This is a genomic window from Devosia sp. YR412, assembly GCF_900110945.1.
Taxonomy (GTDB): Bacteria; Pseudomonadota; Alphaproteobacteria; order Rhizobiales; family Devosiaceae; genus Devosia.
This window is the reverse complement of the sequence record NZ_FOFL01000002.1, coordinates 323,942-349,395: the sequence shown is the minus strand read 5'-3', so window position 1 is coordinate 349,395 and position 25,454 is coordinate 323,942. Positions and strand designations below refer to the sequence as shown.

Annotated in this window: 26 protein-coding genes; 11 read left to right on the top strand and 15 right to left on the bottom strand. The window is 61.6% G+C overall.

What is annotated here, in order from left to right; genetic code table 11:
• The first annotated feature begins 10 nt into the window (after nt 1-10).
• Both BM045_RS07960 and BM045_RS07955 read left to right on the top strand, forming a co-directional pair.
• Nucleotides 11-1,543 (top strand): anti-phage dCTP deaminase, encoded by a 1,533-nt coding sequence (locus tag BM045_RS07960; protein ID WP_139198753.1) that lies wholly within the window; start codon nt 11-13, stop codon nt 1,541-1,543.
• Between the two features lie 263 nt (nt 1,544-1,806).
• Nucleotides 1,807-2,205, top strand: a complete 399-nt coding sequence (locus tag BM045_RS07955) for an endonuclease domain-containing protein (RefSeq protein ID WP_210184995.1) — start codon at nt 1,807-1,809, stop codon at nt 2,203-2,205.
• Nucleotides 2,206-2,481: 276 nt separating this feature from the next.
• Here BM045_RS07955 and uvrB read toward each other — a convergent pair whose 3' ends face one another.
• Nucleotides 2,482-4,860 carry an excinuclease ABC subunit UvrB gene (gene uvrB, locus BM045_RS07950; RefSeq protein WP_092183149.1) on the bottom strand — a complete coding sequence of 793 codons (2,379 nt, stop codon included), beginning with the start codon at nt 4,858-4,860 and terminating at the stop codon, nt 2,482-2,484.
• Nucleotides 4,861-5,325: 465 nt separating this feature from the next.
• On the opposite strand from uvrB, the gene BM045_RS07945 reads away from it, so the two are divergent.
• Nucleotides 5,326-5,865, top strand: coding sequence for a GFA family protein (locus tag BM045_RS07945; protein WP_092181891.1), 540 nt, complete (start codon nt 5,326-5,328; stop codon nt 5,863-5,865).
• A gap of 242 nt (nt 5,866-6,107) precedes the next feature.
• Complete coding sequence (locus BM045_RS07940; RefSeq protein ID WP_092181888.1) at nt 6,108-7,565, top strand: alginate lyase family protein; 1,458 nt, start codon at nt 6,108-6,110, stop codon at nt 7,563-7,565.
• 218 nt (nt 7,566-7,783) lie between these two features.
• Here the strand turns inward: BM045_RS07940 and BM045_RS07935 are convergent, their stop codons facing one another.
• A complete protein-coding gene (locus tag BM045_RS07935) occupies nt 7,784-10,576 on the bottom strand; it encodes a bifunctional aconitate hydratase 2/2-methylisocitrate dehydratase (protein WP_092183147.1) in 2,793 nt (930 codons plus the stop codon).
• Nucleotides 10,577-10,847: 271 nt separating this feature from the next.
• On the opposite strand from BM045_RS07935, the gene BM045_RS07930 reads away from it, so the two are divergent.
• The 3 genes from BM045_RS07930 (at nt 10,848) to BM045_RS07920 (ending at nt 11,898) form a co-directional block, all read left to right on the top strand.
• Nucleotides 10,848-11,219, top strand: a complete 372-nt coding sequence (locus BM045_RS07930) for a DoxX family protein (RefSeq protein ID WP_092181885.1) — start codon at nt 10,848-10,850, stop codon at nt 11,217-11,219.
• Nucleotides 11,220-11,331: 112 nt separating this feature from the next.
• The gene (locus tag BM045_RS07925; RefSeq protein WP_092181882.1) at nt 11,332-11,568 is read left to right on the top strand and encodes a hypothetical protein; all 237 of its coding nucleotides are present in this window, start codon (nt 11,332-11,334) and stop codon (nt 11,566-11,568) included.
• Between the two features lie 150 nt (nt 11,569-11,718).
• Complete coding sequence (locus BM045_RS07920) at nt 11,719-11,898, top strand: hypothetical protein (protein ID WP_139198752.1); 180 nt, start codon at nt 11,719-11,721, stop codon at nt 11,896-11,898.
• Here the strand turns inward: BM045_RS07920 and BM045_RS07915 are convergent.
• Complete coding sequence (locus BM045_RS07915; RefSeq protein WP_139198751.1) at nt 11,895-12,608, bottom strand: Crp/Fnr family transcriptional regulator; 714 nt, start codon at nt 12,606-12,608, stop codon at nt 11,895-11,897. The two genes, BM045_RS07920 and BM045_RS07915, sit on opposite strands and share 4 nt — an antisense overlap.
• A gap of 406 nt (nt 12,609-13,014) precedes the next feature.
• Here BM045_RS07915 and BM045_RS07910 point away from each other — a divergent pair, with 406 nt between their 5' ends.
• Nucleotides 13,015-13,605, top strand: a complete 591-nt coding sequence (locus BM045_RS07910) for a helix-turn-helix transcriptional regulator (protein ID WP_170848433.1) — start codon at nt 13,015-13,017, stop codon at nt 13,603-13,605.
• Nucleotides 13,606-13,610: 5 nt separating this feature from the next.
• Here BM045_RS07910 and BM045_RS07905 read toward each other — a convergent pair whose 3' ends face one another.
• The 6 genes from BM045_RS07905 to BM045_RS07880 all read right to left on the bottom strand — a co-directional run bounded on the left by BM045_RS07905 (nt 13,611) and on the right by BM045_RS07880 (nt 19,332).
• Nucleotides 13,611-16,145: an HWE histidine kinase domain-containing protein gene (locus tag BM045_RS07905; RefSeq protein WP_092181870.1), complete on the bottom strand. Its 2,535-nt coding sequence runs from the start codon at nt 16,143-16,145 to the stop codon at nt 13,611-13,613.
• Entirely contained in the window at nt 16,132-16,674 is a 543-nt protein-coding gene (locus BM045_RS18885; protein WP_170848432.1) for a biliverdin-producing heme oxygenase, read from the bottom strand. The genes BM045_RS07905 and BM045_RS18885 overlap by 14 nt, the downstream gene beginning before the upstream one ends.
• A 98-nt stretch (nt 16,675-16,772) precedes the next feature.
• Nucleotides 16,773-17,354: an SH3 domain-containing protein gene (locus BM045_RS07895; protein WP_092181867.1), complete on the bottom strand. Its 582-nt coding sequence runs from the start codon at nt 17,352-17,354 to the stop codon at nt 16,773-16,775.
• A gap of 117 nt (nt 17,355-17,471) precedes the next feature.
• Entirely contained in the window at nt 17,472-18,152 is a 681-nt protein-coding gene (locus tag BM045_RS18880; RefSeq protein WP_092181864.1) for an SH3 domain-containing protein, read from the bottom strand.
• Between the two features lie 194 nt (nt 18,153-18,346).
• Nucleotides 18,347-18,736 carry an acyl-CoA thioesterase gene (locus BM045_RS07885; protein ID WP_092181861.1) on the bottom strand — a complete coding sequence of 130 codons (390 nt, stop codon included), beginning with the start codon at nt 18,734-18,736 and terminating at the stop codon, nt 18,347-18,349.
• A gap of 2 nt (nt 18,737-18,738) precedes the next feature.
• Entirely contained in the window at nt 18,739-19,332 is a 594-nt protein-coding gene (locus BM045_RS07880) for a thymidine kinase (RefSeq protein ID WP_092181858.1), read from the bottom strand.
• Between the two features lie 326 nt (nt 19,333-19,658).
• Between BM045_RS07880 and BM045_RS07875 the strand changes: the two genes are divergently transcribed.
• Complete coding sequence (locus BM045_RS07875; RefSeq protein ID WP_092181855.1) at nt 19,659-20,039, top strand: DUF2147 domain-containing protein; 381 nt, start codon at nt 19,659-19,661, stop codon at nt 20,037-20,039.
• Here BM045_RS07875 and BM045_RS07870 read toward each other — a convergent pair whose 3' ends face one another.
• The 3 genes from BM045_RS07870 to BM045_RS07860 form a co-directional block, all read right to left on the bottom strand.
• The gene (locus BM045_RS07870) at nt 20,040-20,939 is read right to left on the bottom strand and encodes a DMT family transporter (RefSeq protein WP_092181853.1); all 900 of its coding nucleotides are present in this window, start codon (nt 20,937-20,939) and stop codon (nt 20,040-20,042) included. It abuts the gene before it with no gap.
• Between the two features lie 289 nt (nt 20,940-21,228).
• On the bottom strand, nt 21,229-22,461 hold the full coding sequence (locus BM045_RS07865) for an aminotransferase class V-fold PLP-dependent enzyme (RefSeq protein ID WP_092181850.1): 1,233 nt from the start codon (nt 22,459-22,461) through the stop codon (nt 21,229-21,231).
• A 156-nt stretch (nt 22,462-22,617) separates the two neighbouring features.
• The gene (locus tag BM045_RS07860) at nt 22,618-23,259 is read right to left on the bottom strand and encodes a Spy/CpxP family protein refolding chaperone (protein ID WP_170848431.1); all 642 of its coding nucleotides are present in this window, start codon (nt 23,257-23,259) and stop codon (nt 22,618-22,620) included.
• A gap of 121 nt (nt 23,260-23,380) precedes the next feature.
• Between BM045_RS07860 and BM045_RS07855 the strand changes: the two genes are divergently transcribed.
• The gene (locus BM045_RS07855) at nt 23,381-23,767 is read left to right on the top strand and encodes a GNAT family N-acetyltransferase (RefSeq protein ID WP_092181844.1); all 387 of its coding nucleotides are present in this window, start codon (nt 23,381-23,383) and stop codon (nt 23,765-23,767) included.
• Here the strand turns inward: BM045_RS07855 and BM045_RS07850 are convergent.
• Both BM045_RS07850 and BM045_RS07845 read right to left on the bottom strand, forming a co-directional pair.
• On the bottom strand, nt 23,764-24,192 hold the full coding sequence (locus tag BM045_RS07850; RefSeq protein ID WP_092181841.1) for a CBS domain-containing protein: 429 nt from the start codon (nt 24,190-24,192) through the stop codon (nt 23,764-23,766). The two genes, BM045_RS07855 and BM045_RS07850, sit on opposite strands and share 4 nt — an antisense overlap.
• Nucleotides 24,193-24,298: 106 nt before the next feature.
• Nucleotides 24,299-24,550 carry a hypothetical protein gene (locus tag BM045_RS07845; protein ID WP_092181836.1) on the bottom strand — a complete coding sequence of 84 codons (252 nt, stop codon included), beginning with the start codon at nt 24,548-24,550 and terminating at the stop codon, nt 24,299-24,301.
• 194 nt (nt 24,551-24,744) lie between these two features.
• On the opposite strand from BM045_RS07845, the gene BM045_RS07840 reads away from it, so the two are divergent.
• Nucleotides 24,745-25,164 (top strand): DUF4864 domain-containing protein, encoded by a 420-nt coding sequence (locus tag BM045_RS07840; RefSeq protein WP_170848430.1) that lies wholly within the window; start codon nt 24,745-24,747, stop codon nt 25,162-25,164.
• 26 nt (nt 25,165-25,190) lie between these two features.
• On the opposite strand, the gene BM045_RS07835 is transcribed toward BM045_RS07840, so the two are convergent.
• Entirely contained in the window at nt 25,191-25,385 is a 195-nt protein-coding gene (locus BM045_RS07835; RefSeq protein WP_092181830.1) for a hypothetical protein, read from the bottom strand.
• Nucleotides 25,386-25,454 lie beyond the last annotated feature (69 nt).

Genomic DNA, 25,454 nt, shown 5'->3' with positions numbered 1-25,454 from the left:
AAAAGTTCAGATGTTAACTGAAATCCAGTTCCCCGAAATATTCATTGGCTTAGTTGCGCCTGTCGGCGTTGATACTACAGAAGTAATCCGAGAGATTACTTCATTTTTTGATGCTGTGTTCTATGATGTTATACCTGTAAAGGTAACGGACTCGTTTGGTACATTTCAGAAATATTTGAAACCTGAGGTCGATCTTAAGCAGCATCCATACGTTGAACGCGTCAAAAGCCACATATCCTACGGAAATCAAGTAAGGCGGTCTTTCAACGACGCTAGTATTTTGGCGACTGCATCCGCCTCAATGATTCAGCTATATAGGAGGCGCGCAGACCGTGATGTGCGTACCAAAAAAAGTCCTCCAACTTTCAAACAACGTGTTTTCATCCTAAATCAATTCAAGAGGCCTGAAGAAGTCGATCTTCTTAGGAGGATTTATGGTCAGTTGTTCTTTCAAATTTCTGTTTATAGCCGAAAAGGGACGAGAATTTCTAACATCGCCCGACGCATCGAAAGTGAAAAGCAATTTGGCGATACATATGATGCGGAAGGAATGGCTCGAGGGCTAGTTGCTCAGGACGAAGATGAGGTAACCGATAAATTTGGGCAGAGAGTTACTAACACATTCCACGATGCTGATTTTATAATTAATACTGATTCTTCGTCGAAATCTGTTCATGACCAAATCAGAAGGTTTGGCGAATTGCTATTTGGTTCAAATACAATTTCGCCCACTCGCGATGAGTATGGTCTTTATGCCGCGAAAGTTTCGGCCCTTAGGACACTGGATCTATCTCGACAAGTGGGGGCCGCCATTTTCTCTCCCCACGGCGAGGTGCTAGCTCTAGGTTCCAATGAAGTGCCTAAGGCGAGAGGGGGAACTTACTGGGATGACGGCACCGGCTTGGATGCCCGCGAATATGTATTGAAGGTAGACACCAATGATCGCCGCAAAAAACTTGTTATTCGAGAGCTTTATTCTCTAGTTAAACAAGGGAAATTTTCAGAAGACGAGTTCGAAAATTTTCTAACTAGGGAGGATGTCAAGTCATCGAGAGCCATGGACGCCATCGAATATGGAAGAATGGTTCATGCTGAGATGAATGCCCTGACTGATGCCGCGAGGGTGGGGCATGCAGTTCGTGCTGCGACTTTGTACTGTACGACTTTTCCGTGTCACATATGTGCCAAACACATAGTAGCAAGTGGAATTGATCGTGTAGTCTACTTAGAACCTTATCCAAAGAGTTTGGCGCAAGATCTGCACGAAGACTCACTGGAGGTTGACGGCCAGAGAACTGGTCGATTTGATGATTATAACAAAGTAAAATTCGATCATTTCTTTGGGGTGACGCCGCGTCGATATCGAGAGTTTTTCGAGCGTGGAAAAAGAAAAGGTCCGGACGGTCGTCTGGTAGATTATATAAAGGATCAAAAGCGACCAATAGTGCGTGTTATACAGCCGTTCTATTCTGAATCCGAGCGACTTTCGATAGTTGCAGGCTTTGAAGCGCTAAAGCATGTTGCTTCCAATACACAAAAATGACGGACCGCCGACCGCCGACCGCTGGCTCGTGGGGTAGGGGCTGCTGAGGCGTGATGGGTAGTTGTGCTTCAGGCAGCTGAGCATAATTCATGCATCCGATGGGCGGTGATGGACCCCCACCTCGCCTCCCACTGAAAGGGGGAGGAATCCCATCGAGGCTGCGGCGCGTTTTGCGATGGGCACTGTCTGGCTTCTTCTCGTTTCAGAGGTAGGCATTCCATCGGGGATGCGGTGGTATTGGCGGGCTTGCCGATGGGGCGGTGTTGAGCCACGCTGACCTGATGAAAATCTGCTGGGGGGAGCGGATGCGGGATCCGGTGACAGTGGCGCGGCGGTTGCGGCGGGAGCAGACCGATGCCGAGCGGCGGTTCTGGGCGCTGCTGTATCCGTGGCGATGCAGCGGCTGGCACTTTCGGCGGCAGGCGCCAATCGGGGTCTATGTCGCCGACTTTGTCTGCAAGCGCGAGAAGTTGATCTTCGAAATTGATGGTGGTGGTCATTACAGCGATGACGGCGCGGCGCGGGATGCGCGACGGACGGCGGTGCTGGAACTGGCCGGTTATCGCGTGGTGCGGTTCAGCAATGATGACGTGCTGCGCAATGCGGATGGGGTGGGCGAGGTGTTGGTGGGGATTTTGGGGCAGCCGGGGGCGGGTGGGTGAGGTGTTGGTGGGCACGATGTTTGGCTCCTCCCCCTTTCAGGGGGAGGTTGGGTGGGGGTCTTGCTGAGAGATTGGTGATGGACCCCCACCTAGCCTCCCCCTGTAAGGGGGAGGGATACCATCGGGGATGGGGCGTGTTTTGTGATGGGCACGGTTTCTGGCTCCTCCTCCTTTCAGGGGGAGGTTGGGTGGGGGTCTTGCTGAGGGGGCCGGTGATGGACCCCCACCTAGCCTCCCCCTGTAAGGGGGAGGGATAAGATCGGGGATGCGGTAAGGCTAGTTGACTTCGCCCTGCAGCGTATCCAGTTCCATCTCCCGCAAGCGCTTGACCTCATCGCGGAGGCGGGCAGCTTTCTCGAACTCCAAATTCGTCGCTGCCTCGCGCATCTGGGCTTCGATGTCCTTGATGACGGCGGCGAGGTTGGCGCCGACCTGGACCTGTTCCTTGCCATCGCGGCCCTTGCCGATCGAGACGGTGACGTGGTCCTGCTCGTAGACGCTATCCACGATGTCGTGGATGTTGGAGCGGACGGACTGCGGGGTGATGCCGTTGGCCTCATTATAGGCCATCTGCTTTTCGCGGCGGCGGTTGGTTTCGGCCAGGGCGCGTTCCATCGAGCCGGTGATCTTGTCGGCATAGAGCACGACCTTGCCGTCGACGTTACGCGCGGCGCGGCCGATGGTCTGGATCAGCGAGGTCTCCGAGCGCAGAAAACCTTCCTTGTCGGCGTCGAGAATGGCGACGAGGCCGCATTCGGGGATGTCGAGGCCTTCGCGCAGCAGGTTGATGCCGACGAGGACGTCGAAGGCGCCGAGGCGGAGGTCACGGATGATCTCGATGCGCTCGATGGTGTCGACGTCGGAGTGCATGTATCGGACGCGGATGCCCTGTTCGTGCAGATATTCGGTGAGGTCCTCGGCCATTTTCTTGGTGAGGACGGTGAGGAGGGTGCGGTAGCCGGCCTTGTTGGTCTGGCGGATTTCGTCGACCACGTCATCGACCTGGGCCTTGGCCGGGCGGATTTCGACCGGGGGATCGATCAGGCCGGTGGGGCGGATGACCTGTTCGGCGAAGACGCCGCCGGTCTGGTCCATTTCCCAGGAGCCGGGCGTGGCCGAGACATAGACCGACTGCGGGCGCATGGCGTTCCACTCCTCGAAGCGGAGGGGGCGATTGTCCATGCAGGAGGGGAGGCGGAAGCCATATTCGGCCAGGGTCGCCTTACGGCGCAGGTCGCCGCGATACATGGCGCCGAGCTGGCCGATGGTGACATGGCTTTCGTCGACGAAGACCAGGGCATTGTCGGGGAGATATTCGAACAGGGTCGGTGGCGGCTCGCCCGGCTTGCGGCCGGAGAAGTAGCGGCTGTAATTTTCGATGCCGGCGCAGGAGCCGGTGGCCTCCATCATTTCGAGATCGAACAGGGTGCGCTGCTCGAGGCGCTGGGCTTCGAGGAAGCGGCCGGCGCCGTTGAGCTCCTGCAGGCGGGCGGCGAGCTCGGCGCGGATCAGCTTGACCGCCTGGTTCATCGTGGTGCGCGGCGTCACGTGGTGGGAATTGGCGAAGACGCGGATGAAGGTCAGGTCGGCGGATTTCTTGCCGGTCAGGGGGTCGAATTCCACGATGGACTCGATCTCGTTGCCGAAGAGGGAGACGCGCCAGGCGGCGGCTTCATAGTGGGCGGGGAAGATTTCCACGGTATCGCCGCGCACCCGGAAGGTGCCGCGGACGAAGCCGGTGTCGCCGCGCTTGTATTGCAGGGCCACCAGCTTGGCGAGCAGCTCGCGCTGGTCGATTTTTTGGCCTTTTTGCACGTCGATGGTCATGGCGGTGTAGTCTTCCACCGAGCCGATGCCGTAGATGCAGGACACCGAGGCGACGATGATGACGTCGTCGCGCTCGAGGATCGCCCGGGTCGCCGAGTGGCGCATGCGGTCGATCTGCTCGTTGATGGTGGATTCTTTCTCGATATAGGTGTCGGTGCGGGGGACGTAGGCCTCGGGCTGGTAGTAGTCGTAGTAAGATACGAAGTATTCCACGGCATTGTCGGGGAAGAAGCTCTTGAACTCGCCATAGAGCTGGGCGGCGAGGGTCTTGTTGGGGGCGAGGATCAGCGCTGGCCGGTTGGTGGCGGCGATGACTTGCGCCGCGGTGAAGGTTTTGCCGGAGCCGGTGACGCCGAGCAGCACCTGGTCGCTCTCGCCATTGTTGACGCCTTCCACCAGTTCGGCGATGGCGGTGGGCTGGTCGCCGGCAGGCTTGTAATTGGTCTGCATGCGGAAGGGCTGGCCGGCCAGGCGCTTGAGGTTGGACTGGGCCTTGTGCGGCACCCAGGGGGAGGAGCCCTCCACCTCCTTGCGGCCGTGCAGGATGATCTGTTCCAGCGCCTTCACCGTGGCAGTGATGCCGACGGTCTGGGCGTTTTCGAGGCTCTCGCCCTTGCGCGCCTTGTTCTTTTTCACCGAGGCATCGAGCGCCTCGCGCAGCTTGGCCTGGGCTTCCGGATCGGCCGCGGCCGCGCGGGCGATGTCGCGGGCATTCATGGTGGCGGGCGAGGGCATGTGTCCGAAGCCGGCCTGCGGGGCTTCGCCCATGCCGGAGAAGTCGACGCGTTCGACGGAATTGGCCTTGGATTTGGGCGCCTTGGCCGACATGCCAGTCACCGAGTCATGGGAGGACTTGGTGGAGCGGCGCTTCTCCAGTGCGGTCTTCTTTTTGGCCGCGTCAGCCAGCGCCTTTGCCGCATCGGCTTCGACCTGGGCTGCGTCGGCGGCCGCCTTCTGGTCGGCGCGATCGAGGGCGCGCTTGTTCTTCATGCGCTCGGCATAAAGCGGCTTGTTGGCCTTGAGGTCCTCGGCCTTCTCGATCTCGCCGAGGAAGTCGTCGATGGAGAATTCGGCTTTGCCGGGACGTGCGGACTTGTCGGCCATGGGGGAACCTGGGGTGGGGGAGGCGACTCAAATGGGGAACGAGGCGCGCCAATGCAATGTTCCCCGCAGTTTAGCCGCTAACGAACGGAGAGGGAACAGGCTCTGCTGACAGGGGGTGTCAGGAATGGGGTGGACGACGGGGCGAGGAAGCGGCTTCTATGGCGTCCGGATAAAACGAGGGGCGATACCATGGTGACGGATTTGAGCTGCCAATGTGGCAAGGTGCATCTGGTGGTCTCGCAAGAGCCGATCATGGTAGCGGAATGCTATTGCAACTCCTGCCGCGAGGCGGTGCGGCGCATGGAGGCTCTGCCGGGTGCACCCAAGGTCGTGGGTGCCTATGGCAGCAGCCATTATGTGATGTATCGCAAGGACCGGGTGCAGATCAGCCAGGGCAAGGAATGGCTGCGCAATTTCCGGCTGGGGCCGAAATCGCCGACGCGGCGGGTGATCGCCAGCTGCTGCAATACGCCGGTGCTGACCGAACTCAAGGGCGGCCACTGGGCCAGTCTCTATGGCAATCTGTGGCACGGCCAGGCGTTGCCCAAGGCCGACTTGCGCACCCAGACCACCAATGCACCGGACGGTTCGATCCTTGATGACGCGGTGCCGGCCGGCGGTTGGGAGACGACGAAATTCTACGGCAGGCTGCTGGCGGCCTGGGCAGCGATGGGGTTCAAGTCGCCAGTATTGGCGCTGGATACGCCGGAGGTGGAGTTGAGGGGGTAGGACGGCGTCTTGGGGGTGGGAAGCGGACAGACCGCTTATGACGGCCTGGTCGAGGTAAGCAGATGGTGTGAGTACAAGCGACTTTGGCTTCGGCCTGTATGCCTTCCGTTACCTATAGCAAGTCGTCTCAAACGAGTAAGTCGCAGCCGAAGGCCCAAATTACGGCCCACTCTAATATTCCAAAAATGTCTTGAAGATTTCTGGTGCTACGGCAATCTGCACAGTGAAGCGGGAGAACCTTCATGAATAAACTGGCTATAGGATTTTTTGCGGTCGCCTCGCTTTGCACTTTTTCTTCTGCGGTGGCCGACGAGGTAACTACCTGTGTTCAGCAATTCTTGTCGGATGCTCACTACGAAATTGGAGTGGTGGATGGCCAAGCTGGCAGACGTACTTTTGCCGCGGCGAAGCTGCTCCAGTCGCGTTACAAGATGCTCGACCTGCCGGAGCTTTCCTCGGAAACAATGAACCAGTGGTGCGAGAAGTTGTCCTCTGACGCCGGTCAGATGATCCTGACACAGCGGTCCATTCTCGGAACAGTTGCCATGAGTGAGCAGGAGGGTCCTGCGGACTTCTGGTCAGCTGATAATCGGACAGATGTGTGCTTTGGGGCGTCATTTCAGCGCGGCGCCAGCTTTCGTGTTCCCCTCATGGACACGACCCCGGCGTTTACGGAAAGTATTGCGGCTGGAATTAAACCCATTTTTCCGCCCGCCCCAGGCGCGCCGGAATGTGACATGACTGGAGGTGGCAATCCTCCCAAGCCACTCATTGATGCTGGAATTACCGGCGACTACCATGGTGGAAGTGATTGGGTGCCTTTCGAGCCGTCTTACCTTTTTCTCAGCCGAACCCTCGCCGCTTATCGCTACGCGGCAACGCCGGAGCTGACCCAATCGCTCGTTACTTTCTTGACGGAATGGGCCAGTGCTAACGCGCTCTCCCAAAACATTTACTTTCCCGGCAGCAGCCGCCTCGACTTTCATGTCCTGAGCGTTCTGCCTGGTGCGATCATTGCATTTTCCGAAGTCGCCGATGCGATGAGCATGGAAGAGAAGATGGTGGTCGGAAAATGGCTGACACGTCTCGTTGATGTGACAGGCAAGTCTCCATTCATGGATCGTCAGGATAACAAAGCCTACCTAGTAGCCTATATTGTTATGCTCTGGGGGGTTCTCATCGATGAGCCCAGCATGATTGATGCCGGCATTGAGGCCTATAAGAATGCAATCTACGACATGCGACCGGATGGAAGCTTTCCGGTAGATAGCGGCCGAGGCGGTAGTGGGCTTCATTACAGCAACCGATCAACCATGATGATGGTCGCATTGGCTACGCTGGGTGACGTTGTCGACGCGGACCTTCATGAGTTCACCTCGAGCGGACGCTCCCTGAAGGACGCAGTCGAGTGGATGGTGGCGTCCTCGAAGTTTCCTGAACTCAATCAGCGTCACGCCCTGTCGTGTCCGGACGGTGGCGACGGAAATGGCTCCTCGATCGCCTCTCCCGAACTTGCACATGTTCTTAACGGCAGCATGCGTGTGTGGGTCACACCATACTTGATGTCAGGCAAGGTAGACGACGACCTCTCGGCCACGTTGCAAAGCGGCCCGTATGGCAACGCGGCACGCGGCATGTCCGAGGTCCGCGTTGGTGGGCCCCTGGCGTGTTTCGCAGCCGGCATTTATGGGCAAGATTAGGTGCTCATAAAAGCCGGCACCGGTCTTGGTGGGCGGCGTTTTCCGGCTCTTGGATAAAAATAACTCACCCAAAAATGCGTCCGCTTTTGAGTTTGCTCAGAACACGCACTAAAGACCGCAATGGGGTCGCAAGCGGCCGCAGCGGTGTTCTGGTCTTCGGTGAGATAACCTAGCGCGCCTGGCCGGAGGGCCAGGCGCTGTTGGTTTGACCCAGTGTCTTAGTAATGCACGGACTTCGGATCGAGCGGGTTGGCGCTGGTCGGCGGGGCGAACTTGGTCAGGTCGATGCCTTCCACCGCGGCCTTGTATTCGGCCGTGCTTGGGGTGCGGCCGAGGATGGCGGAGAGGACGACGACCGGGGTCGAGGCGAGGAGGGATTCGCCCTTCTTTTCGGCGGTGTCTTCCACGACGCGGCCCTGGAACAGGCGGGTCGAGGTGGCGAGAACGGTGTCGCCCTTTTCGGCCTTTTCCTGGTTGCCCATGCAGAGATTGCAGCCGGGGCGCTCAAGATAGAGGATGTTCTCGTATTCGGTGCGGTTGGCGGTCTTGGGCATCAGGTCGTCGAATTCGAAGCCGGAATACTTCTGGAGGATCTCCCAGTCGCCTTCGGCCTTGAGCTCGTCGATGATGTTGTAGGTCGGGGCGGCGACGACAAGCGGCGCCTTGAACTCGACCTTGCCTTCGGACTTTTCGATGTTCTTGAGCATCTGGGCGACTATCTTCATGTCACCCTTATGCACCATGCAGGAGCCGACAAAGCCGAGGTCGACCTTCTTGGTGCCGCCGTAATAGGACACCGGGCGGATCGTATCGTGGGTGTAGCGGCGCGAGACGTCGGAATTGTTGACGTCGGGGTCGGCGATCATCGGCTCGTCGATGATGTCGAGATCGACCACCACTTCGGCGAAATATTTGGCATTGGCATCGGGGGCCAGAGCCGGCTTCTCACCGGAGCGGATTTCTGCGATGCGGGCGTTGGCCTTGGTGATCAGGCCCTTGAGGGTCTGGGCCGGATTGTCCATGCCCTTGTCGATCATGATCTGTATGCGCGACTTGGCGATCTCCAGGGACTCGATCAGCGTCGCGTCCTGCGAAATGCAGATGGACGCCTTGGCCTTCATCTCGGCCGTCCAGTCGGTGAAGGTGAAGGCCTGGTCAGCCAGGAGCGTGCCCAGATGCACCTCGATGATGCGGCCCTGGAAGACGTTGTCGCCATGCTGCTTCAGCATCTGGGCCTGGGTGGCATGCACGACGTCGCGGAAGTCCATATGCGACTGCATTTGGCCCTTGAAGGTCACCTTGACCGACTGCGGGATCGGCATGGTGGCTTCGCCGGTGGCCAGCGCCAGGGCGACGGTGCCGCTATCGGCGCCAAAGGCCACGCCCTTGGACATGCGGGTGTGGCTGTCGCCACCGATGATGATGGCCCAGTCATCGACGGTGATGTCGTTAAGCACCTTGTGGATCACGTCGGTCATGGCGTGATAGCTGCCCAGCGGGTCACGCGCAGTGATGACGCCGAAATTGTTCATGAAAGCCATGAGTTTTGGGATATTGGCCTGGGCCTTCTTGTCCCAGACCGAAGCGGTATGGCAGCCTGACTGATAGGCGCCATCGACCAGTGGCGAGATGACGGTGGCCGCCATGGCTTCCAGTTCCTGGGCGGTCATCAGGCCGGTGGTGTCCTGCGAGCCGACGATATTGACCTTCACCCGAACGTCGGAGCCGGCATGCAGCACCTTGCCCGGCGTGACGCCGACGGCATTGCGGTTGAAGATCTTTTCGACCGCGGTGAGGCCCTGGCCTTCGACGGTGATTTCCTTGTTGGCGGCGAACACCGGGGTGGCTTCAATGCCCAGCGTCTGGGCGGCAAAGGTCTGCAGCTTCTTGCCGAAGACGATGGCATAGGACGAGCCGGCCTTCATGAATTCCATCTTCTGCGGCGTGAAGGCCGAGGCGACATCGACCAGTTCGTTGCCGTTAGCGTCGCGCAGCGTCTTGGTCTTGGCGTCGATGGTCAGCACGGTGCCGGTCTCGACCGAATATTTCTGCTCGAGGATCGGATTGCCTTCGTTGTTGAGGATCGGCTTGCCGTCCTCGCCGAGCTTTTTAACCCAGTTCTTGAGGTTGAGGCCGATGCCGCCGGTCACGTCGACGGTGGTGGCGAAGATCGGCGAAATGCCGTTGGTGCCGGCAACGATCGGGGCATAGTTGACGAAGGGCACATAGGGGCTGGCCGGCTTGCCGGTCCACAGCGCGACATTGTTTACGCCGGACATGCGCGACGAGCCGACACCCATCGTGCCCTTTTCGGCGATCATCATGACGCGCTTGTCGGGATGCTGCTTCTGCAGCGCCTGGATTTCCGCCTGGGCTTCCGGCGTGATCATGCAATGGCCATGCAGCTCGCGGTCGGAGCGCGAATGGGCCTGGTTGCCGGGGGAGAGCAGGTCGGTGGAAATATCGCCTTCGGCGGCAATGTAAGTGACGACCTTGATGTCGTCTTCCACATCGGGGAGCTTGGTGAAGAACTCGGCCTTGGCATAGCTTTCCAGCACGCTGCGGGCCACCGGATTGCCGGCCGCATAGGCATCGCGCAGACGGAACATGTCGGCGTCATATAGGAAGAACTGGGTCTTCAGCACATCGCCGGCCTGGGCGGCGATCACTTGTTCGTCGCCAAGCGCGATATCGAGCAGCACGTCGATCGAAGGGCCGCCCTTCATATGCGACAGCAGTTCGAGCGCGAAGGCGGGCGTGATCTCGGGGACAATGGTTTCCCCGAGGATGATCTGCTTGAGGAAGGCAGCCTTGACCGAGGCGGCCGGGGTGGTGCCGGGCAGGGTGTTGTAAATGAAGAAGTTGAGCGCGCCGGCGCGGTGTTCATTGCCGGTATCGCGGATCAGAGCGATGATTTCGCCGGTGAGCCCGCCGGCGTCGATCGGCTTGGGTGCGAGACCTTGTTCTTTGCGGCTGTCGATTTCGGCCAGGTAGTCGGAATAAAGGGTCATCGCGTTCTCAACATTTTTGGGGGCGGCGCTGATCGACAGCGCCGGCAATCGGTCTTGTTACGGCGTCCCATCGCGGGGGAACGCGTGGTTGCCGAGGCTTGGCGGGAAGGTATCGCATCTCAGCAAAAAAAGTACTTTTGATTCAGCAAGGACCGGTCGAAAAATAGCAAGGCTCGGGCGGGCCGGAAAAACCTCGGCGCCGCCGTCGAAATGGGCGCTGGCCGGTCGTCGGCATGGCATAGAGGCAGCGTGGTGCTGCCGGGAGACAATGATGAAGATTGCCGGTTGGGTTTTGAGTGGGCTGATTGCGCTGTTTCTGGGCCTGGCGTCGGCGCTGCCCAAGTTCATGGGCATGGCGGCGGCGACCGATGCGATGGATGTGGTGGGCTGGCCGGTGAAATACCTGCTGCTGATCGGCTGTATCGAGGTGGTCTGCGTGGTGCTGTTTCTCATTCCGCGCACGGCGCTGCTCGGCGCGGTGCTGACCACGGGGCTGTTGGGCGGGTCGTTGGCGGCCAATCTGCGGGTGGATAATCCGCTGTTCAGCCACACGCTGTTCAGCGTCTACCTCGGTGTCATGGTGTGGGGCGCGCTGTGGCTGCGCGAGCCGCGCGTGCGCGCCGTGTTTCCGCTGCTGAAATGACGGTCTGAGGGGCGAAAAAGTACGCTTGCGGACTGAGCGTTGACTGCAGGAGCGGCAGAGCTACGCTCTGCCTGGGCCCACTTTGCGGGGGCCGCGTGCAACAGATTTGATCATGATTGAATACCGCGTGATCGACATGCAGGAGGAGCGTATCGTGGCGCTTGACCTGGTCGTGAAGGCGAGCAGCCCAGAGGCTGCCGCCAAGCTGGCCCTGGGCATGGATCTGGTGCGCAGCGGAGCGAAGCGCGACCTGCAGGCCCGGGTGTATTTTCAGCATCCGGGCCAGGCGCTTTCCATGGTGCGGCTGTATCGCAAGGCGACCGATCGGTTGGGACTGAAAGCCGGCTGAAAATCGATTGCTGTGCGTAGGATGGCAATCTGGGGGGCAGATGCGCTATCGTTGTCGCCAGCGACGTTTCGGCCGGGCTGATCGATGCGGTATTTCTTCAACGTTCGCAGCGGTGCACGATCCTTCCTTGATGCGGAGGGCGGAGACTTCGTGTCGCTTGAAGCGGCCTGTGTCGAGGCTGCCTCGGTGGCGCGAGAACTGGTGGCGCGCAGCCTGATCGGTGGCGAAACGGTCGACTGGTCGGGGGCGATCGAGGTGATGGCCGACGATCAGGTGGTGGCGAGGATCAGCTTTGTGGAAGCAGCGGGAATCGTGACACCCGAGCGCTAGCCCTGGCGGCGGCGGAAGTCCTGCCCGAACAGCCGGGTATAATGGGCTTCGGCCCGGCCATAGGCGCCATTGGCCTCGGCGATGAGGCCGTCGCGATCACGGATTTCGATCTGGCCGCGCGACGAGTGGATCATGCCCTTGCCCTCGAGCAGGTGCAGGGCCACGGTCACGCCGGGGCGGCGGCAGCACAGCATCTGCGCCAGAAATTCATGGGTGATGTGGATCAGGTTGCTGTCGACGCGGTCATGCACCATCAGCAGCCAGCGGGCGAGCCGTTCCTCGAGCCTGGCGCGGCCATTGGCCGAGACGGTGGAGGCGACCTGCAGTTCGAAAGCGCGCACAAAGGTCAGCATGGTGGCATTAAAGGAGGGGATGGTTTCCATGGCCTGCTGGAACACGGCGCGCGGCAGACGATAGGCACTGCCATCTACCTGAACCTTGCCATCGAAGGCAGCGACATTATCGCCGAGGGCATGGCCAATGTCGAACAGGCCTTCGCGGCCGACCATGGCCACCTCGATAACGGTGCCGGGTTCATATTCCGAAACCAGCGAAATCAGGCCGTCTTCGACGAAATACACCCATTCGGAATGACCACCGGCAGAGGCCAGCGTGTCACGGGCTTTGAGGGGGATCAGCTCCATTGCTGGAACCAGCAATGCAAGCGTGGGTTCGTCCATCGCCCTAAGCAGCAAGTTGACGAACGCCACAACGATCTCCCGCCCGGGCAGGAGGTGAAATATTCGCCCGCGTGCCAGTCATGTCCATAGCGGGGTAATCGCCCTGTTCTTCCCGCGCAATAGACCGTACAATCCGTACCAAACCGGCCATGTCGGCGTTGTGGAAAACAATCGATTTTGCATGCGGTTAGTCGAGGATAGTAAAGCGTCAGCAGCGGGCATTATGCTGGGATACCTCAAGAAAAAATCATGGTTCTTAGACTTGTTACTGCATTTCCCTATTATCTCATCGCATTTACGGAGCGATCTGGATAACCTGTAAATGTACGGTTCCGCACACGTTGACGTACTGAGTCCTGCTGCGGACAAGTGGAGCGAAATTTTGCCGGACGAGGATTCCAAACAGCAGTCGGTTGCGTCACCTGTCGAGGATAGCGTGGTCCCAAAGACAGTGCTGGATGCGTTCGAAAATGCTTCGGCCTTCATTGCGGTGCTGCGCGGTCCCGAGCACGTCTATGAGCTGGCCAATGCGCAATATCGCAAGCTGATGGGCGATCGCGACTTCGTCGGCCGGCCGGTACGCGAAGTGGCGCCTGATGTCGCGGATCAGGGATTTTTTGAAATTCTCGACCGGGTCTATGCAACCGGCGAGCCTTATGTGGCGCGAGACATTCCACTGGTGATCGAGCGGCAGGAGGGCCAGCCGCGCGATACGTTTCGCATCAACCTGCTGTACTCGGCGATCGCCGATCCAAAGGGCGGCAATTACGGCATCTTTGTCGAAGGTACCGTGGTGTCGGGGCCACCCGGCGCCATGGCAGAAGGGCCGGAGGAACGGCTGCTGACGCCACGCGAACTCGAAGTGCTGCACTGGAGCGCCCAGGGCAAGACCGCCGACGTCACCGCAGAAATCCTGGGGATCGGCACGCGGACTGTGCATCACTACATGGCCAAGATCATCGACAAACTGAAGGCCGCCAATCACACCCATGCCGTCGCCGAGGCAATGCGGCGCAAGATCCTCTAGGCTGGCTAACCGAGCAGGCGCTTGAGTTCGGCGACGATGGCTTCGCGGGAATAGGGCTTGCGCACGACCGGGACTGACGCGAATTCGGCACCGATGCCGCCATCGCCATAGCCGGTGGCGAACATGAAGGGCACAGACCGGGCCTGCAGGGCCTGGGCGATGCTCTCGGAATTGCCATCCCCCAGATTGATATCGAGAATGGCGACATCGGGCAGGTCCTTGGCCAGATAGGCGAGGGCCTCTGGTGGCGAGGTTACGGTGGCGACGACGCTGAGCCCGGCGTCTTCGAGAATCTGTTCGAGATCGAGCGCGATCAGCATCTGGTCTTCGACGATCAGCGCGCGCTTTCCGGCAAGGCTGATACCGGATTTGGCCAGCTGCAAGGTGGGCGTGGCGGCCTTGGTTTCAGGACGCGCATTGCGCAGCGAGATGAAGCGCGGCGGAATGCGCAAGAGGGCCACGACACCTGAGGGCAGATATTGCACGTCGCTTTCGCCGCCGAGATCGAAGGGCAGGCTGCGGTCGATGAGCACGGTGCCGAAGCCGCGACGGCTGGGCGGAGTGACGATGGGGCCGTCACTTTCGACCCAGTTGAGCTCGCAGGCGCCGACCGCATCGACGGTCCAGCTGACCGCGAGCTTGCCGCCGGGCCGCGACAGGGCGCCATATTTGGCGGCATTGGTCGAGAGTTCATGCAGCACCAGCGCCATGATCGAGAACGATCGCGCGTCCATCCAGACGTTGGCGCCGGAGAGGGTGATGGAAGTGGTGCCATTGCGATAGGGCAGGAGCTCGGCTTCGAGCAGGTCCTGCAACCCGCCGCCGCCTTCGCCGCGGATCACCTGATCATGGGCCAGGGACAGGGCCTGGATGCGGCCGCGCAGGCTCTCGACGTAATCCTCGAGGCTCTGGTCCTGCTCGACCGGATTGGTGACGAGCGACTTGATGACGGCGAGGATGTTCTTGACGCGGTGGTTGAGCTCTTCGTTGAGCATGCGCTGGCGCACTTCAGCCTTGGCGCGCTCGTCGGCGAGCAGTTCGGAATGCTGCAGGATGACGCCGACCAGCGCCGAGCGGGCGGCCTCGGCGAATTCGCGTTCCTGCTCGGTCCAGGGGGAGGACTGGTGATGCACCGTCTCCTTCCAGATGGCGAAGCTCTTGCGCGGGGTCAGGCGATCGCCAAGCGGGCCGGATTCATAGGTCTTTTCCGGGTTGCCGGCCCAATCAAGGGTCTGCACCACTTCCTTGCGGAACAGGAAGACATAGTCCCTGGGTCTTTGAGACAGGGGGAGGGCCAGCATGCCGGAGGCGATCGTTGCATAGTGCTCGGCGCCGGCGACGACGTCGGACAGCTTGTGGCTGGCCCAGATGCGACCTTCGGCAACGGTTTCGGCAAAGCGGGCGAGGGTGGGGATGGCTTCGGCGGGCGGCGTGGTGCCGGAGAGGGTCAACTGGCCGTCGAGCCACATGGCAAGGCCATCGGCTTTGATCAGCTTGCCGAAATCGCCGAGGCGCTCGCGCAGCAGGACGTTGATGTCTTCGACGCGAATGGCTGCCTGCAGCAGGTCATCGAGCGAGTCCCGGGCGGCGGTGGCGGCGTCGAGCGATTGCTTGTGGCGCATTGCCGTCAGGTGCAGCGAGAAGAAGTCGCCGAACATTTCGGCGGCAACGCGCTGCGCCATCGAGAGGGTGCGCGGGCTGTAGTGATGGCAGGCGATGAGGCCCCAGAGCTGGCCATCGACGATGACCGAGATCGACATCGAGGCGCCGACACCCATGTTGCGCAGATATTCGCAATGGATGGGCGAGACGCTGCGCAGGTGGGCAAAGGACAGGTCAAGCGGTTCGCCCGAGGCGTCGAATTGCGGGCTGATGCGGATGCGCTCGAAATTGGCGTCCGAAATGATGCGGATGGTGTTTTTGAGATAGAGCGCGCGGGCCTGCACCGGAATGTCGGTCGCGGGGAAATACTGGCCGAGGAAGCTTTCGAGATCGGCGCGCTTGGCCTCGCTGATCACCTTGCCAGCGCCATCGGGGCCGAACTGGTAGATCATGACACGATCATAGCCGAGCATGCCTTGCACCAGGCGCGCCGTGTCGCGGGTCAGCCGGTCGATGGAATTGAGCGAGCCGATGCGGGTCAGCATGGCACGGGCGATTTCGAGCGGCTTGGCGACATCGTCGCCGGCCGGCTCGAACTCGATGATGGCATTGCCCTTGAAGCGGTGCACGGCAATGTCGAAGCGCCGGCCATTGGGCAGCGCCTTGTTGAACATCAGCGCCGAGCGTGTGCCTTCAGGCGTGCGGGCGAGGGCATTGCGGATGTCGTGCTCGAGGCTGTGGCCGAGAATGGTCGCCAGCTCGAGGCCATTGAGGTCGCCCTCAAGGCCGAGCGTGGATTGGCAATTGATCGAGTGGCGCACGATGGCGGTTGCGGCGACATTGCAGGCGATCAGACAGCCGTGAGGCTGGATGCTGCCGGGGATGTGGATGGGTTCGACGTCGCAATTGGTCAGGTTGACCGGGTTATGCTCGTTCATGCGCGGCTTTCGCGTAGATGGAGAGGGCGAAGCGGAAGGTGGCTTCGGCAGCGGCGATGACCTCGTCATGCGAGGCGCTGGTGGCGTCGAGTTCGGCCATGAAACGGCGCCAGCGTTCGTGGTCGCCGGCCTGACGCGCCAGATGGCGGGCACCGAAATCCTCGCGCAGGCCGAGCTTCAGCGCTTCGCGCACAAGCATGCGGGCGCCAAGCGAAGAGCCTTCCAGCACATAGGCCACGCCGAGACGCTGGGCCGGCGTGGTGATGGCGGGCGCGACGTCAGTGCTCGATGGGACATCGAGTTCCAGGTCAGCCAGGTCTTGGGCCGTCAGGGCTGCGATCGGGTCGATTTCCCAACCGGCCGGAGCGGTCACAAAGCTTGCCTCGACGGCGCGGCGGAACAGATAGGTATCGCGGGTAAACTTGCCATAGGTGGCGAGGTCGGCGAAATGTCCGACGGCGCGATCAAGCTCTTCGTGGCTTTGGGTGGTTCGAGCGCGCAGGGCGCTTCGCAAGTTGAGGTCGGTCAAATCAGGCTCCGGTTCGGCCCCGACATTAGGGGCCGAACACTGGGGCGTCACGCCCAAAAAGGGCAGTTCGCCGGCAGGGTTGATACAGGTTAAGCCCGCTAGTGGACGCGCAGCGAGGAGAGGTTGCGCAGCAGGTACGGATCGAGAGCGGGCTGGGACACGGCGATATGCTCGCAATAGCTCTGGAAGAAGCGGTCGCGGCAGGCCGAGACCGAGACATTGCCCTCGATCTGCAGCGAGGCGAAGCCATTGTCGAGGCCGAGCAAAGCCAGGTCCTTGATGGTCTTGCCCGAGGTCAGGCACCAGGACTGACCGGTATAATTGGTGCCGGTGTAGAAGCAGGCGCTGCCGGGGCCGGCAAAGGCATAGATCGGGCCGTTGTTAGGCCAGCGATTGGGCGTCTTGCCGAAGGAAATATTGCGCTTGTAGGTCCAGCCGCGAATGCCGGGCGCATCGACGAGGCACCAGAGCTTCTGGCAGCGCAGCACCTTTATGGCGAGTTCGGCGGGAATCTCACCGGTGAACTGATAGGCGGTGCTGGGGCCGGTGCGCACGATCAGCGTATCGGCGCTCCAGGCATGGGTGCCGGATTCGGTGTCGGCGATGGCGGGCGCCTGGCCAAGGGTGATAAGCAGCGCGGCGCCGGTCAGGGCGGTCAGCAGGCGGCGGAAAAGGTGCATCGCGAAATCCTGTAGCTGATTTGGGCGGAGCCTAGCGCGAGATGGCGCGGCATCCAAGCGGTCAAAGCAAAGGGCGCAACCGAAGTTGCGCCCTTGCGAGGGATAGAGGTGAGGCGCTTAGCGCACACGGACCGAGACGATGTAGTCGTCGAAGTCGCCCAGCGAGGAGGCGCTGGTGGTATAGGTGCGGCAGTCGCGATAATTGCTTTCCGAGCAGACCTGAACCTGCAGGCCGTCGGGATTGTCGATCGAGGAGATACGATCGGCCCAATCGCCGAGGTTACGGGTGCTTTCACCGGAGTCCATGCAGATGCTCTCGCCACGGAAGCGGGTGCGGTCATAGAAGCAGACTTCGCCGAAGGTCGGCTGCGGCTGCACCACCACGGGAGGCTGCGGGCGTGGCGGACGCGGCGGCTGGATCTGCGGCTGCTGGCCGACGCCGAAATTGATGGTCGGGCCACCGGGGCCGGTGGAGAAGCCGAACGACAGGCCGGGCTGCTGCGGATTAACCGGCGAACCGCCGCCAGCGCTCAGATAGCTGGAGGAAATCCAGCCGTCCGGACCGGGCTTGGCGATATAGCACCAGGAGCCTTCGCACTGCTGTACGTCGACCTGGGTGCCACGGCGAACGGTATCGACCACGCCATAATTGGTGCCCGGGCCGGAGCGCACGTTGACATTGCTGGTGACGGTGCCAGGCGCTGCATAGGCAGCCGGCAGGAACACCACGACGGCCGTGGCCGCGACGGCGATGCCGGTGGCAACATTCAGCAAGGTCTTGCGAGTACGACGGTTCATGCTTGGCGCTCCTGTGTTCTGATCCTCCGGCCCAAATGGGCGACGCATGCGGCGATCAGTTATTTTGCTGAAGAAACGGGGCGATAGAGCAAAGAGTTCCGGACCCCGTAAAATTGTCGAGACTGGGTGTTGCCGTGCAACAACCCTGTCGTGACGGTCTCTAGCGAGGGCCGGCTGAACGCTGCCTGAACGGATCAGTTAGCTATCTTGCGCTTGGTGCCGTCTTCATTGAGGGCGACGAAAACAAAGCGTCCTTCGGTGACCTTGACGCGGTCGGACAGGCGGTTGCGACGGGCCCAGGCCTCGACGCCGACGGTAATGGACGTGGTGCCGACGCGCTCGACGCTGGTATAGACGCACAGCACGTCGCCGACCTTGACCGGGGCGATGAAGGTCATGGCTTCGACGGCCACGGTGACGGTGCGGCCGCCGCTGCGCTCGACGGCGGCGATGGAGCCGGCGATGTCCATCTGGCTCAGCACCCAGCCGCCAAAGATGTCACCGGCCGGATTGGTATCGGCGGGCATGGCGAGGGTGCGGATGGTCAGGGCGCCCGTGGGCTGGGGTTCGTCTTCATGATGCATGATCAGGGTCCTTTGACGGGCCAGCGGCCGACGGCCTCTTCCCAATGTTTGCGGCACAGCGAAATATAGACGGACTTTTCGATCGACACCTGTTCGCCATCGGTCAGCACGCGACCCTCGGCATTCTGGCGCACCACCATGGTGGCCTTGGCGCCGCATTCGCAAATGGTGCGGATTTCGCGCAGCACGTCGGCGATGGCCAGCAATTGCTGGGAGCCGGGGAAGAGATTGCCGCGGAAATCGGTGCGCAGGCCAAAGCACATCACCGGAATGCGCAGGCGATCGCTGACGCGCGCGAGCTGCCAGACCTGGTCGGGGGTGAGGAATTGCGCCTCGTCGACGAAGACGCAATCGACCTTGCCGGTCTGGGTCTCCTCGAAGATCGCGTGGTAGAGATCGTCCTCGGAGGAATAGAGCGCAGCTGGCTCGGAAATACCGATGCGCGAGGAGATCAGGCCGACGCCATTCTCGACATAGAGCGAGGAGGTATAGAGCAGCGGCCGCATGCCGCGCTCGCGATAGTTATAGGCGGCCTGCAGCAGCAAGGTGGACTTGCCGGCATTCATCGCCGCATAGGAAAAGTAGAGCTTGGCCATGCTGCCGTTGTGCCGCAGCGGCGATTGGCGTGCGAGCGGAAAGAGGCCTGCTCCACACAAAAAAGAGGCCGCCCGACGGGGGCGGCCAGAAAGCCGAACTATCGGCGAAGAGCCGGGGTTGGCGGCCAGACTCTCCAATGGGCCGGGCGCGACGTGGGGTACGTGGGGCGCGGCGGGGTCCGGGCCGATGGGGAAAAGGCCGGGAACGAGGCAGAGGCTAGACGGCTTTGATGACGCGGGCGTGACAGGATCGGCAAGCTGGCGTTCAGGTCCGGTTCAGCCGGGCGATTGCAAGGTCGATACAGTTGCAGGATGGAGTTTTGGCGATGCGGAAGCCGGTTTTTGTTCTTGGTGCATTGGCGCTGCTGGCGCAGCCGGTGATGGCATCGCCCGTCGGTACCTGGGAAATCGAAATGCGGGATTCCCGCTACAAGGTCGAAATGTGCGGCGACGGCACGCAGCTCTGCGGCACGCTGATATGGCTTGGCAATGGAGCCGACAATGCGGAAAACCTGCCCTATCTCAACACCATGATGATCGACCATGCCCGGCCAGTGCAGCCCAACCAGTGGAAGGGCGACCTGCATATTTATGGGCAGACCGCGGGCGGGACGATCACCCAGGTCAGTGAAGACCAGATCACGCTGAAAGGCTGCGTGCTGGGGATCATTTGCAAGACGTATCAGATGTACCGGTTCGTCGAATAATCAGTTGGTGAGCTTGGCCTGCCGCCTCGCCCAGAGCGGCGGCAAGGCTTCCACGGCAAGGATGGCGATGAAGATCAGCGTGGCGCCGGCATAGCCAACGGCTGGCAGTCGTTCGCCGAGGAAGATGGCGCCGCCCAGCGCCGCGAAGAGGCTTTCCGAGGACAGGATGATCGCCGCATTGGCCGAGGGCAGGTGCTGCTGGCCGACCGCCTGCAGGGTGAAGGCGATGGCGGTGGAGAACAGGCCGGCATAGGCCAGCTCTTCCCAGCCGCCCATGATGCCGGCGATGCTGGGTGTTTCAAACACGAAGGCCAGTGCGAGGGCCGAGCCGCCGGCGAGCAGGAAGCTGATGCAGGAGATCAGGATCGGCTGGCCAGTGGTGCGGGCGATATAGCCCAGCATCATCACCTGCACAGCCCAGAACACGGCGCTGCCGACGACCAGGGCGTCGCCGAAGTTGAGCGTGTCGAGCCCGCCGCCATTGAGATAATAGATGCCGACCAGCGCCAGCGGCACGCCGACCCAGATCACCGGATGCGGCCAGCTGCGGAAGACCACAAGGCCGATTAGCGGGACCAGCAGCACATAGAGGCTGGTGAGGAAGCCGCCATTGGTGACGGTGGTGGTGAGCAGGCCGACTTGCTGCAGCCAGGAGCCGAGCATCAGCGCCAGGCTCATGCCGGCGATGAACCACCATTGGCGGCTGGTGAAGGGTTGAGGTTTGCTGCGGCGGGTGAGGAATAGGGCCAACGGCAGGATGGCGACGCCGCCGAGCAGGTTGCGCACGCCGATGAAGGTCAGTGGGCCCATGGTTTCCATGGCCGACTTTTGGACGACGAAGGCAAAGCCCCAGAGCGCGGTGCAGATCAGCAGCATGAGAATGGCAACGGGGCGGGACATTTTTGGTCTTTTCTGGGGTAGGGGCTTGGGCGCAGGGGTCTCAGTCGACACCCTCCCCCTTGTGGGGAGGGATCAAGGGGGGGTAAGCCACAAGCACTGAGCTTACCGAAGGACACCCCCTTCTTGCTCGATAACGGACTTAGCTAAGGGCTAAGTCCTATCTCGCTTCCAGCCATTCGGGCGTAGCCCTCATGGCCTTCTCTCCTCAAATCGCTCCATCGGAGCGATTTGCCCTGTGGGCCGGTTCGAAGCCCCGCAAGGGGGAGGGTGGTCGACTGCCAGCTTGGTGTCAGGGGAGTTCTTCATCCAGCGCTGCAATCAGCTGCTGGATTTCCTCCGGCGTGGTGTAGTGCACGAAGCTCAGCCGCAGCACGCCATGATCCGGCGCGATGCCGACGCCTTCCATCAGGCGGTAGGCATAGAAGTGGCCGCCGCTGGCCATGATGTTGTGTTTGGCGAGGCGAGCGGCGACGACGGCGCCGGGTTCGGAGAGGGCCAGCGCGACGGTCGGGGCGCGGGTTTCGGCGTCATCGGGGCCGATGATGCGAACGCTGTTCTTGCCGCGGAGATAGTCGAGCAACGGCTTGGCCAGGGCGATTTCCTGGGCGCGCATGGCAGCATGGGCGCGGCGGTAGGGATTTGTGCCCTCGACACTGTCACCGGCGATGTCGGAGACGGCTTCGAGGTAGTCGACGATGCCAGACGCAGCCGCGATCTGGGCGTGGTCGGGACCGGATGGGGTCAGGCGATAGCGCGGCTTGCTGTCGTTGAAGTAGTGGCCCTGGTTGGGCAGCGACAAGGCCAGTTCCGGCCGCACGGCCATGACGCCCTGATGCGGGCCATAAACCTTGTAGGCGGAGAAGAAATAGATGTCGGCGCCCAGTTCGGCGAGGTCGGGCAGGCCGTGCGGGGCATAGCTGACGCCGTCGATGGCGGTGACGGCGCCGACGGATTTGGCGCGGGCGGCGATCTCGGCCACCGGGTTGATCTCGCCGGCAATATTGGAGCAATGCGGCGCGGCGATCAGCTTGACCTTGCTGTCGAGCAGCTTGTCGAGGTCAGCGAGGGAGAGACGGCCGGTCTCCGGATCGACCTTCCATTCGCGGATTTCGGCGCCCATCTTGGCCAGCCGGCGCCAGGCGCCGCCATTGGCTTCGTGGTCCTGATTGGTGACGATGACCACGTCACCCGGCTTGAGCCAGCCGGCAAAGGCATTGCCCAGCACATAGGTATTGGCCGAGGACGAGGGGCCGAAATGGATCCAGTCGGCGGTGACATTGAGCGCCTGTGCCATGCGGGCAAAGCTGCGGTCCATCGCTTCGCCACCCTCGCGCGAGGCGGGATAGACGCCATAGGGCTGGACCTTGGTGGCCCGGAAGAAGTGGTCGAGCTTGTCGAGAACCTGGCGCGAGGTATAGGAGCCGCCGGCATTTTCGAAGAAGGCCTGGCCCTTGAGCGACGGTTCGGAAAAGGCGGGGAAATGCGCGCGCAGGCGGGCCGGATCGAGAGGCAGGGTGGTCATGGTCTATCCAATGGCGTTTGGCCGATTGGTAGGCGATGAAACGGAAAAAGCAAACCCCGGCTGTTGAGAGCCGGGGTCGTGCGACGGGCGAGGGGGTGTTCACCCGCCGCATGAGGCGCCGCCGATGAAGGAGGGTGGGCGGCGCCGGGGGTGCCGTTAGCCGTTGGCTGGCGGGGGAGCCGGCGCGTCGGACGGAGCTTCGCCCGGGGCGCCGGGGCCACGACGGTCGCCGTGTTCACCCTGATGGCGCGGACCGTGCTGGCCGAGGCCGCCGGGACCACGATCGCCCTCGGGGCGCTGCGGACGGAGGCCGGCGAGCTGGTCTTCGGTCAGGCTTTCAAAGAAGGCCGTGGCGGAGGGCTGCACCGCTTCGAGGGCAGCGAGACGAGCAGCCTGCAGGGAAATCGTCTTGTCGAGACGATCGACAAAGTTCGGTACGGCGGGTTCTTCGCCTTCAGCCTGCGGGGTGGGGCGCAGGCCTTCGGTGGTGGTGGCAAAATCATTGGCCGCCTTGAGGGCATCGGTCTTGAACGTGTCGAACAGCGGCTGCTGCTCGGCGGTCAGTTCGAGCCGATGGCTGAGGCGCACCAGGGCGATCTCGACGGCTTCGGCACCACGCTCGAAACCCAGGATATCGCCGCCGGGGCCGCCATTGCGCGGGCCCTGCTCGTGATGGCGGAATTTCTGCTGCTGCACCTGGATGGGTGCAGCGTCCTGGGCGAAGGTAGGGGCAATGGCGGTAAAGCCGATGGCAGTGGTCATCACGGCCACGATGGCTGCTTTGGAGGTCGTCTTCATTGTCGAATCCTTTGCATGGGAGCCGGTTGGTCCGGCGAAAACGACCCTAGAGCAGGCGACCTGTTCGTGACCTTGCGAGAGCATGAAGAGTTGGTCACGTTGGTAATGAAGGGAGAGTGCCATGATCGAGATCGTCAGCGACCCCAATCCGGAAGACGCGGCACTGCGGGCGCTTTGGCTCTCGGCATGGGGTGATGGCGGACCGGAAAGTTTTGCGAAAATTCTGACACATGGTCTCGGTCATGTCGGCGCTTTTGACGGCAAGCGCTTGATTGGCTTCGTCAATATTGCCTGGGATGGCGGCGTACATGCCTTCATCCTCGATACGTGCGTGCATGCGGACTACCAGCGGCAAGGCATTGCGCTGCGCCTGCTGGAGCGGGCGGAACAACTGGCGCGGCAACGCGGCGCGCTATGGCTGCATGTGGATTTCGAGGCGCGGCTCGAGGGCTTTTACCGCAAGGCCGGCTTTGCCCCGACGGCGGCGGGGCTGAAGCGGCTGGCCTAGCTCGCGATATATTCCTTGAGCGCATCCGCCTCGTGCTCCGCGTCCTCGATCTTGCGTTTGACCACGTCGCCGATGGAGATGATGCCGACCAGAGCGCCGTTTTCCAGCACCGGCATGTGGCGGATGCGCAGCCGGGTCATTTGCTCCATGACCTCGGCAATGGCCGTGTCGCGGTTGCAGGTGGTGGGGCGCTGGGTCATGCAGTCGGCGGTGCGCAGGGCCAAAGTGGCGGCCGGGTCGGTGCCGAGGCGGCGGATGATGTCGCGTTCGGAGAGAATGCCGGCAATGGCGCCACCGGGACTGGTGATGACCAGGGCGCCGATATTGTGGGCGTTGAGGGCAGCGACCGCTTCGGCCAGCGTGGCGCTGGCGGGCAGGGTGTGGACCGTGCCGCCCTTGGTCTGCAGGATGGTCTCGACAAACATGGTGAAGTCCTCCTCAGGGAGGATTTTGAACCCGCATCGCACTGAGGGCAATAAAAAAGGGCCGGCGCAAGGCCGGCCCAGTCGTCAGGTCAGGGAGAAATGGAGGTCAGCTCTCGCCGCGGCCGGGGGACCAGTGGCGGGGAGCGCGCCGGCGGGCAGGGGCCTCAACCGGCAGGTTGCCGCGCAAGGCAAAACGCGCGACTTCGAACATCACCGCAAGGACGAGGATGGTCAGCGGAACCATGAACACCGCAATCTGGGTGTCCGGCTGGCTCGCCAGGTTCGCGGCCGTCGCAGGGGTAACGCCGGCCACGAAGGCTGCCGTTGCGCCGCCGGTCACCAGGGCTGTGGTGGCCAAGACGACGCGCCTGAAACTTTTCCGCTTGGGGGACGTAGATTTGTGCATGGGATCGACGTCAAACCTTGTCGTTGCGATGGGCGCTATTAGCCACCGGAATGCGGTTCGAGTTTGTGTCGAATTGGGTCGGTCCGGTACCATTTGATGGCGAAACTGTGGCCGCTGTGGCTAGAGTGTTTCAAGGGGAGCCGGTTATGCGCGTGATTTTTGCCTTTGCCATGCTGCTGTTTGCGCTGGCCGCGCCGGTGCTGGCGCAGACCGACCACACGCCCTGGCAGGCCAGCGTTACAGGACAGATCGAGGCGTTTCGCGCTGGCGATGGCGCCACGGCACTGACCTTTGCCGGCGAGGCGTTCCGGACGCAGTTCGAAGGGCAGCCGGAGGCGTTTTATGCCGCCATCGCGGCCTCGGGCTATGCGGCGATCATCGAGTCGCGCTCGCATAGTTTTGGGACATTCGAGAAGGTAGGCGAGGATACGGTCCTGCAGGTGGTCAAGTTCGTGGCGCCGGATCAGTCGCTCTACGAAGCTGCGTATCAGCTGCGGAATGAACCCGGTGAAGGCTGGCGGGTGATCGGCGTGGCGCTGCGCAAGGCTGCCGGCATCGCGATCTGACGGCGATACCGGCGCCTGACAGATATTCAGTCATAGGCAGGGTGGCCGAAGCGCTGGTTGCTTGTCGCCGGGCGATGGGCAAACAGCGCGATAACAGCTGCAGCCAGGGGAATGCTGAGGCCATCGAGAAAGCGCCTGTTGGTTTCGGTCATCGCCGGAGCCTCGGGCTCGTTCCAGGACTGGTTATAGACTTGCTTGAACAGATAGCTTGCCGGGATCATTTTCAGTCTCCATATTGAATCGGTTCAATTTCTGAGTATGGATTTTCTTGAACCGGTTCAAATTTGCGC

Coding starts and splice junctions, on each gene's coding strand:
- BM045_RS07880 (WP_092181858.1), bottom strand. CDS start 19,332: ATGGCCAAGCTCTACTTTTCCTATGCGGCGATGAATGCCGGCAAGTCC.
- BM045_RS07940 (WP_092181888.1), top strand. CDS start 6,108: ATGAATAAACTGGCTATAGGATTTTTTGCGGTCGCCTCGCTTTGCACT.
- BM045_RS07925 (WP_092181882.1), top strand. CDS start 11,332: ATGATTGAATACCGCGTGATCGACATGCAGGAGGAGCGTATCGTGGCG.
- BM045_RS07835 (WP_092181830.1), bottom strand. CDS start 25,385: ATGATCCCGGCAAGCTATCTGTTCAAGCAAGTCTATAACCAGTCCTGG.
- BM045_RS07895 (WP_092181867.1), bottom strand. CDS start 17,354: ATGCACCTTTTCCGCCGCCTGCTGACCGCCCTGACCGGCGCCGCGCTG.
- BM045_RS07935 (WP_092183147.1), bottom strand. CDS start 10,576: ATGACCCTTTATTCCGACTACCTGGCCGAAATCGACAGCCGCAAAGAA.
- BM045_RS07945 (WP_092181891.1), top strand. CDS start 5,326: ATGGTGACGGATTTGAGCTGCCAATGTGGCAAGGTGCATCTGGTGGTC.
- BM045_RS07865 (WP_092181850.1), bottom strand. CDS start 22,461: ATGACCACCCTGCCTCTCGATCCGGCCCGCCTGCGCGCGCATTTCCCC.
- BM045_RS07885 (WP_092181861.1), bottom strand. CDS start 18,736: ATGCATCATGAAGACGAACCCCAGCCCACGGGCGCCCTGACCATCCGC.
- BM045_RS07930 (WP_092181885.1), top strand. CDS start 10,848: ATGAAGATTGCCGGTTGGGTTTTGAGTGGGCTGATTGCGCTGTTTCTG.
- BM045_RS07905 (WP_092181870.1), bottom strand. CDS start 16,145: ATGAACGAGCATAACCCGGTCAACCTGACCAATTGCGACGTCGAACCC.
- BM045_RS07960 (WP_139198753.1), top strand. CDS start 11: ATGTTAACTGAAATCCAGTTCCCCGAAATATTCATTGGCTTAGTTGCG.
- BM045_RS07875 (WP_092181855.1), top strand. CDS start 19,659: ATGCGGAAGCCGGTTTTTGTTCTTGGTGCATTGGCGCTGCTGGCGCAG.
- BM045_RS07870 (WP_092181853.1), bottom strand. CDS start 20,939: ATGTCCCGCCCCGTTGCCATTCTCATGCTGCTGATCTGCACCGCGCTC.
- uvrB (WP_092183149.1), bottom strand. CDS start 4,860: ATGTCGGCCAAGGCGCCCAAATCCAAGGCCAATTCCGTCGAACGCGTC.
- BM045_RS18880 (WP_092181864.1), bottom strand. CDS start 18,152: ATGAACCGTCGTACTCGCAAGACCTTGCTGAATGTTGCCACCGGCATC.
- BM045_RS07850 (WP_092181841.1), bottom strand. CDS start 24,192: ATGTTTGTCGAGACCATCCTGCAGACCAAGGGCGGCACGGTCCACACC.
- BM045_RS07860 (WP_170848431.1), bottom strand. CDS start 23,259: ATGAAGACGACCTCCAAAGCAGCCATCGTGGCCGTGATGACCACTGCC.
- BM045_RS07840 (WP_170848430.1), top strand. CDS start 24,745: ATGCGCGTGATTTTTGCCTTTGCCATGCTGCTGTTTGCGCTGGCCGCG.
- BM045_RS07855 (WP_092181844.1), top strand. CDS start 23,381: ATGATCGAGATCGTCAGCGACCCCAATCCGGAAGACGCGGCACTGCGG.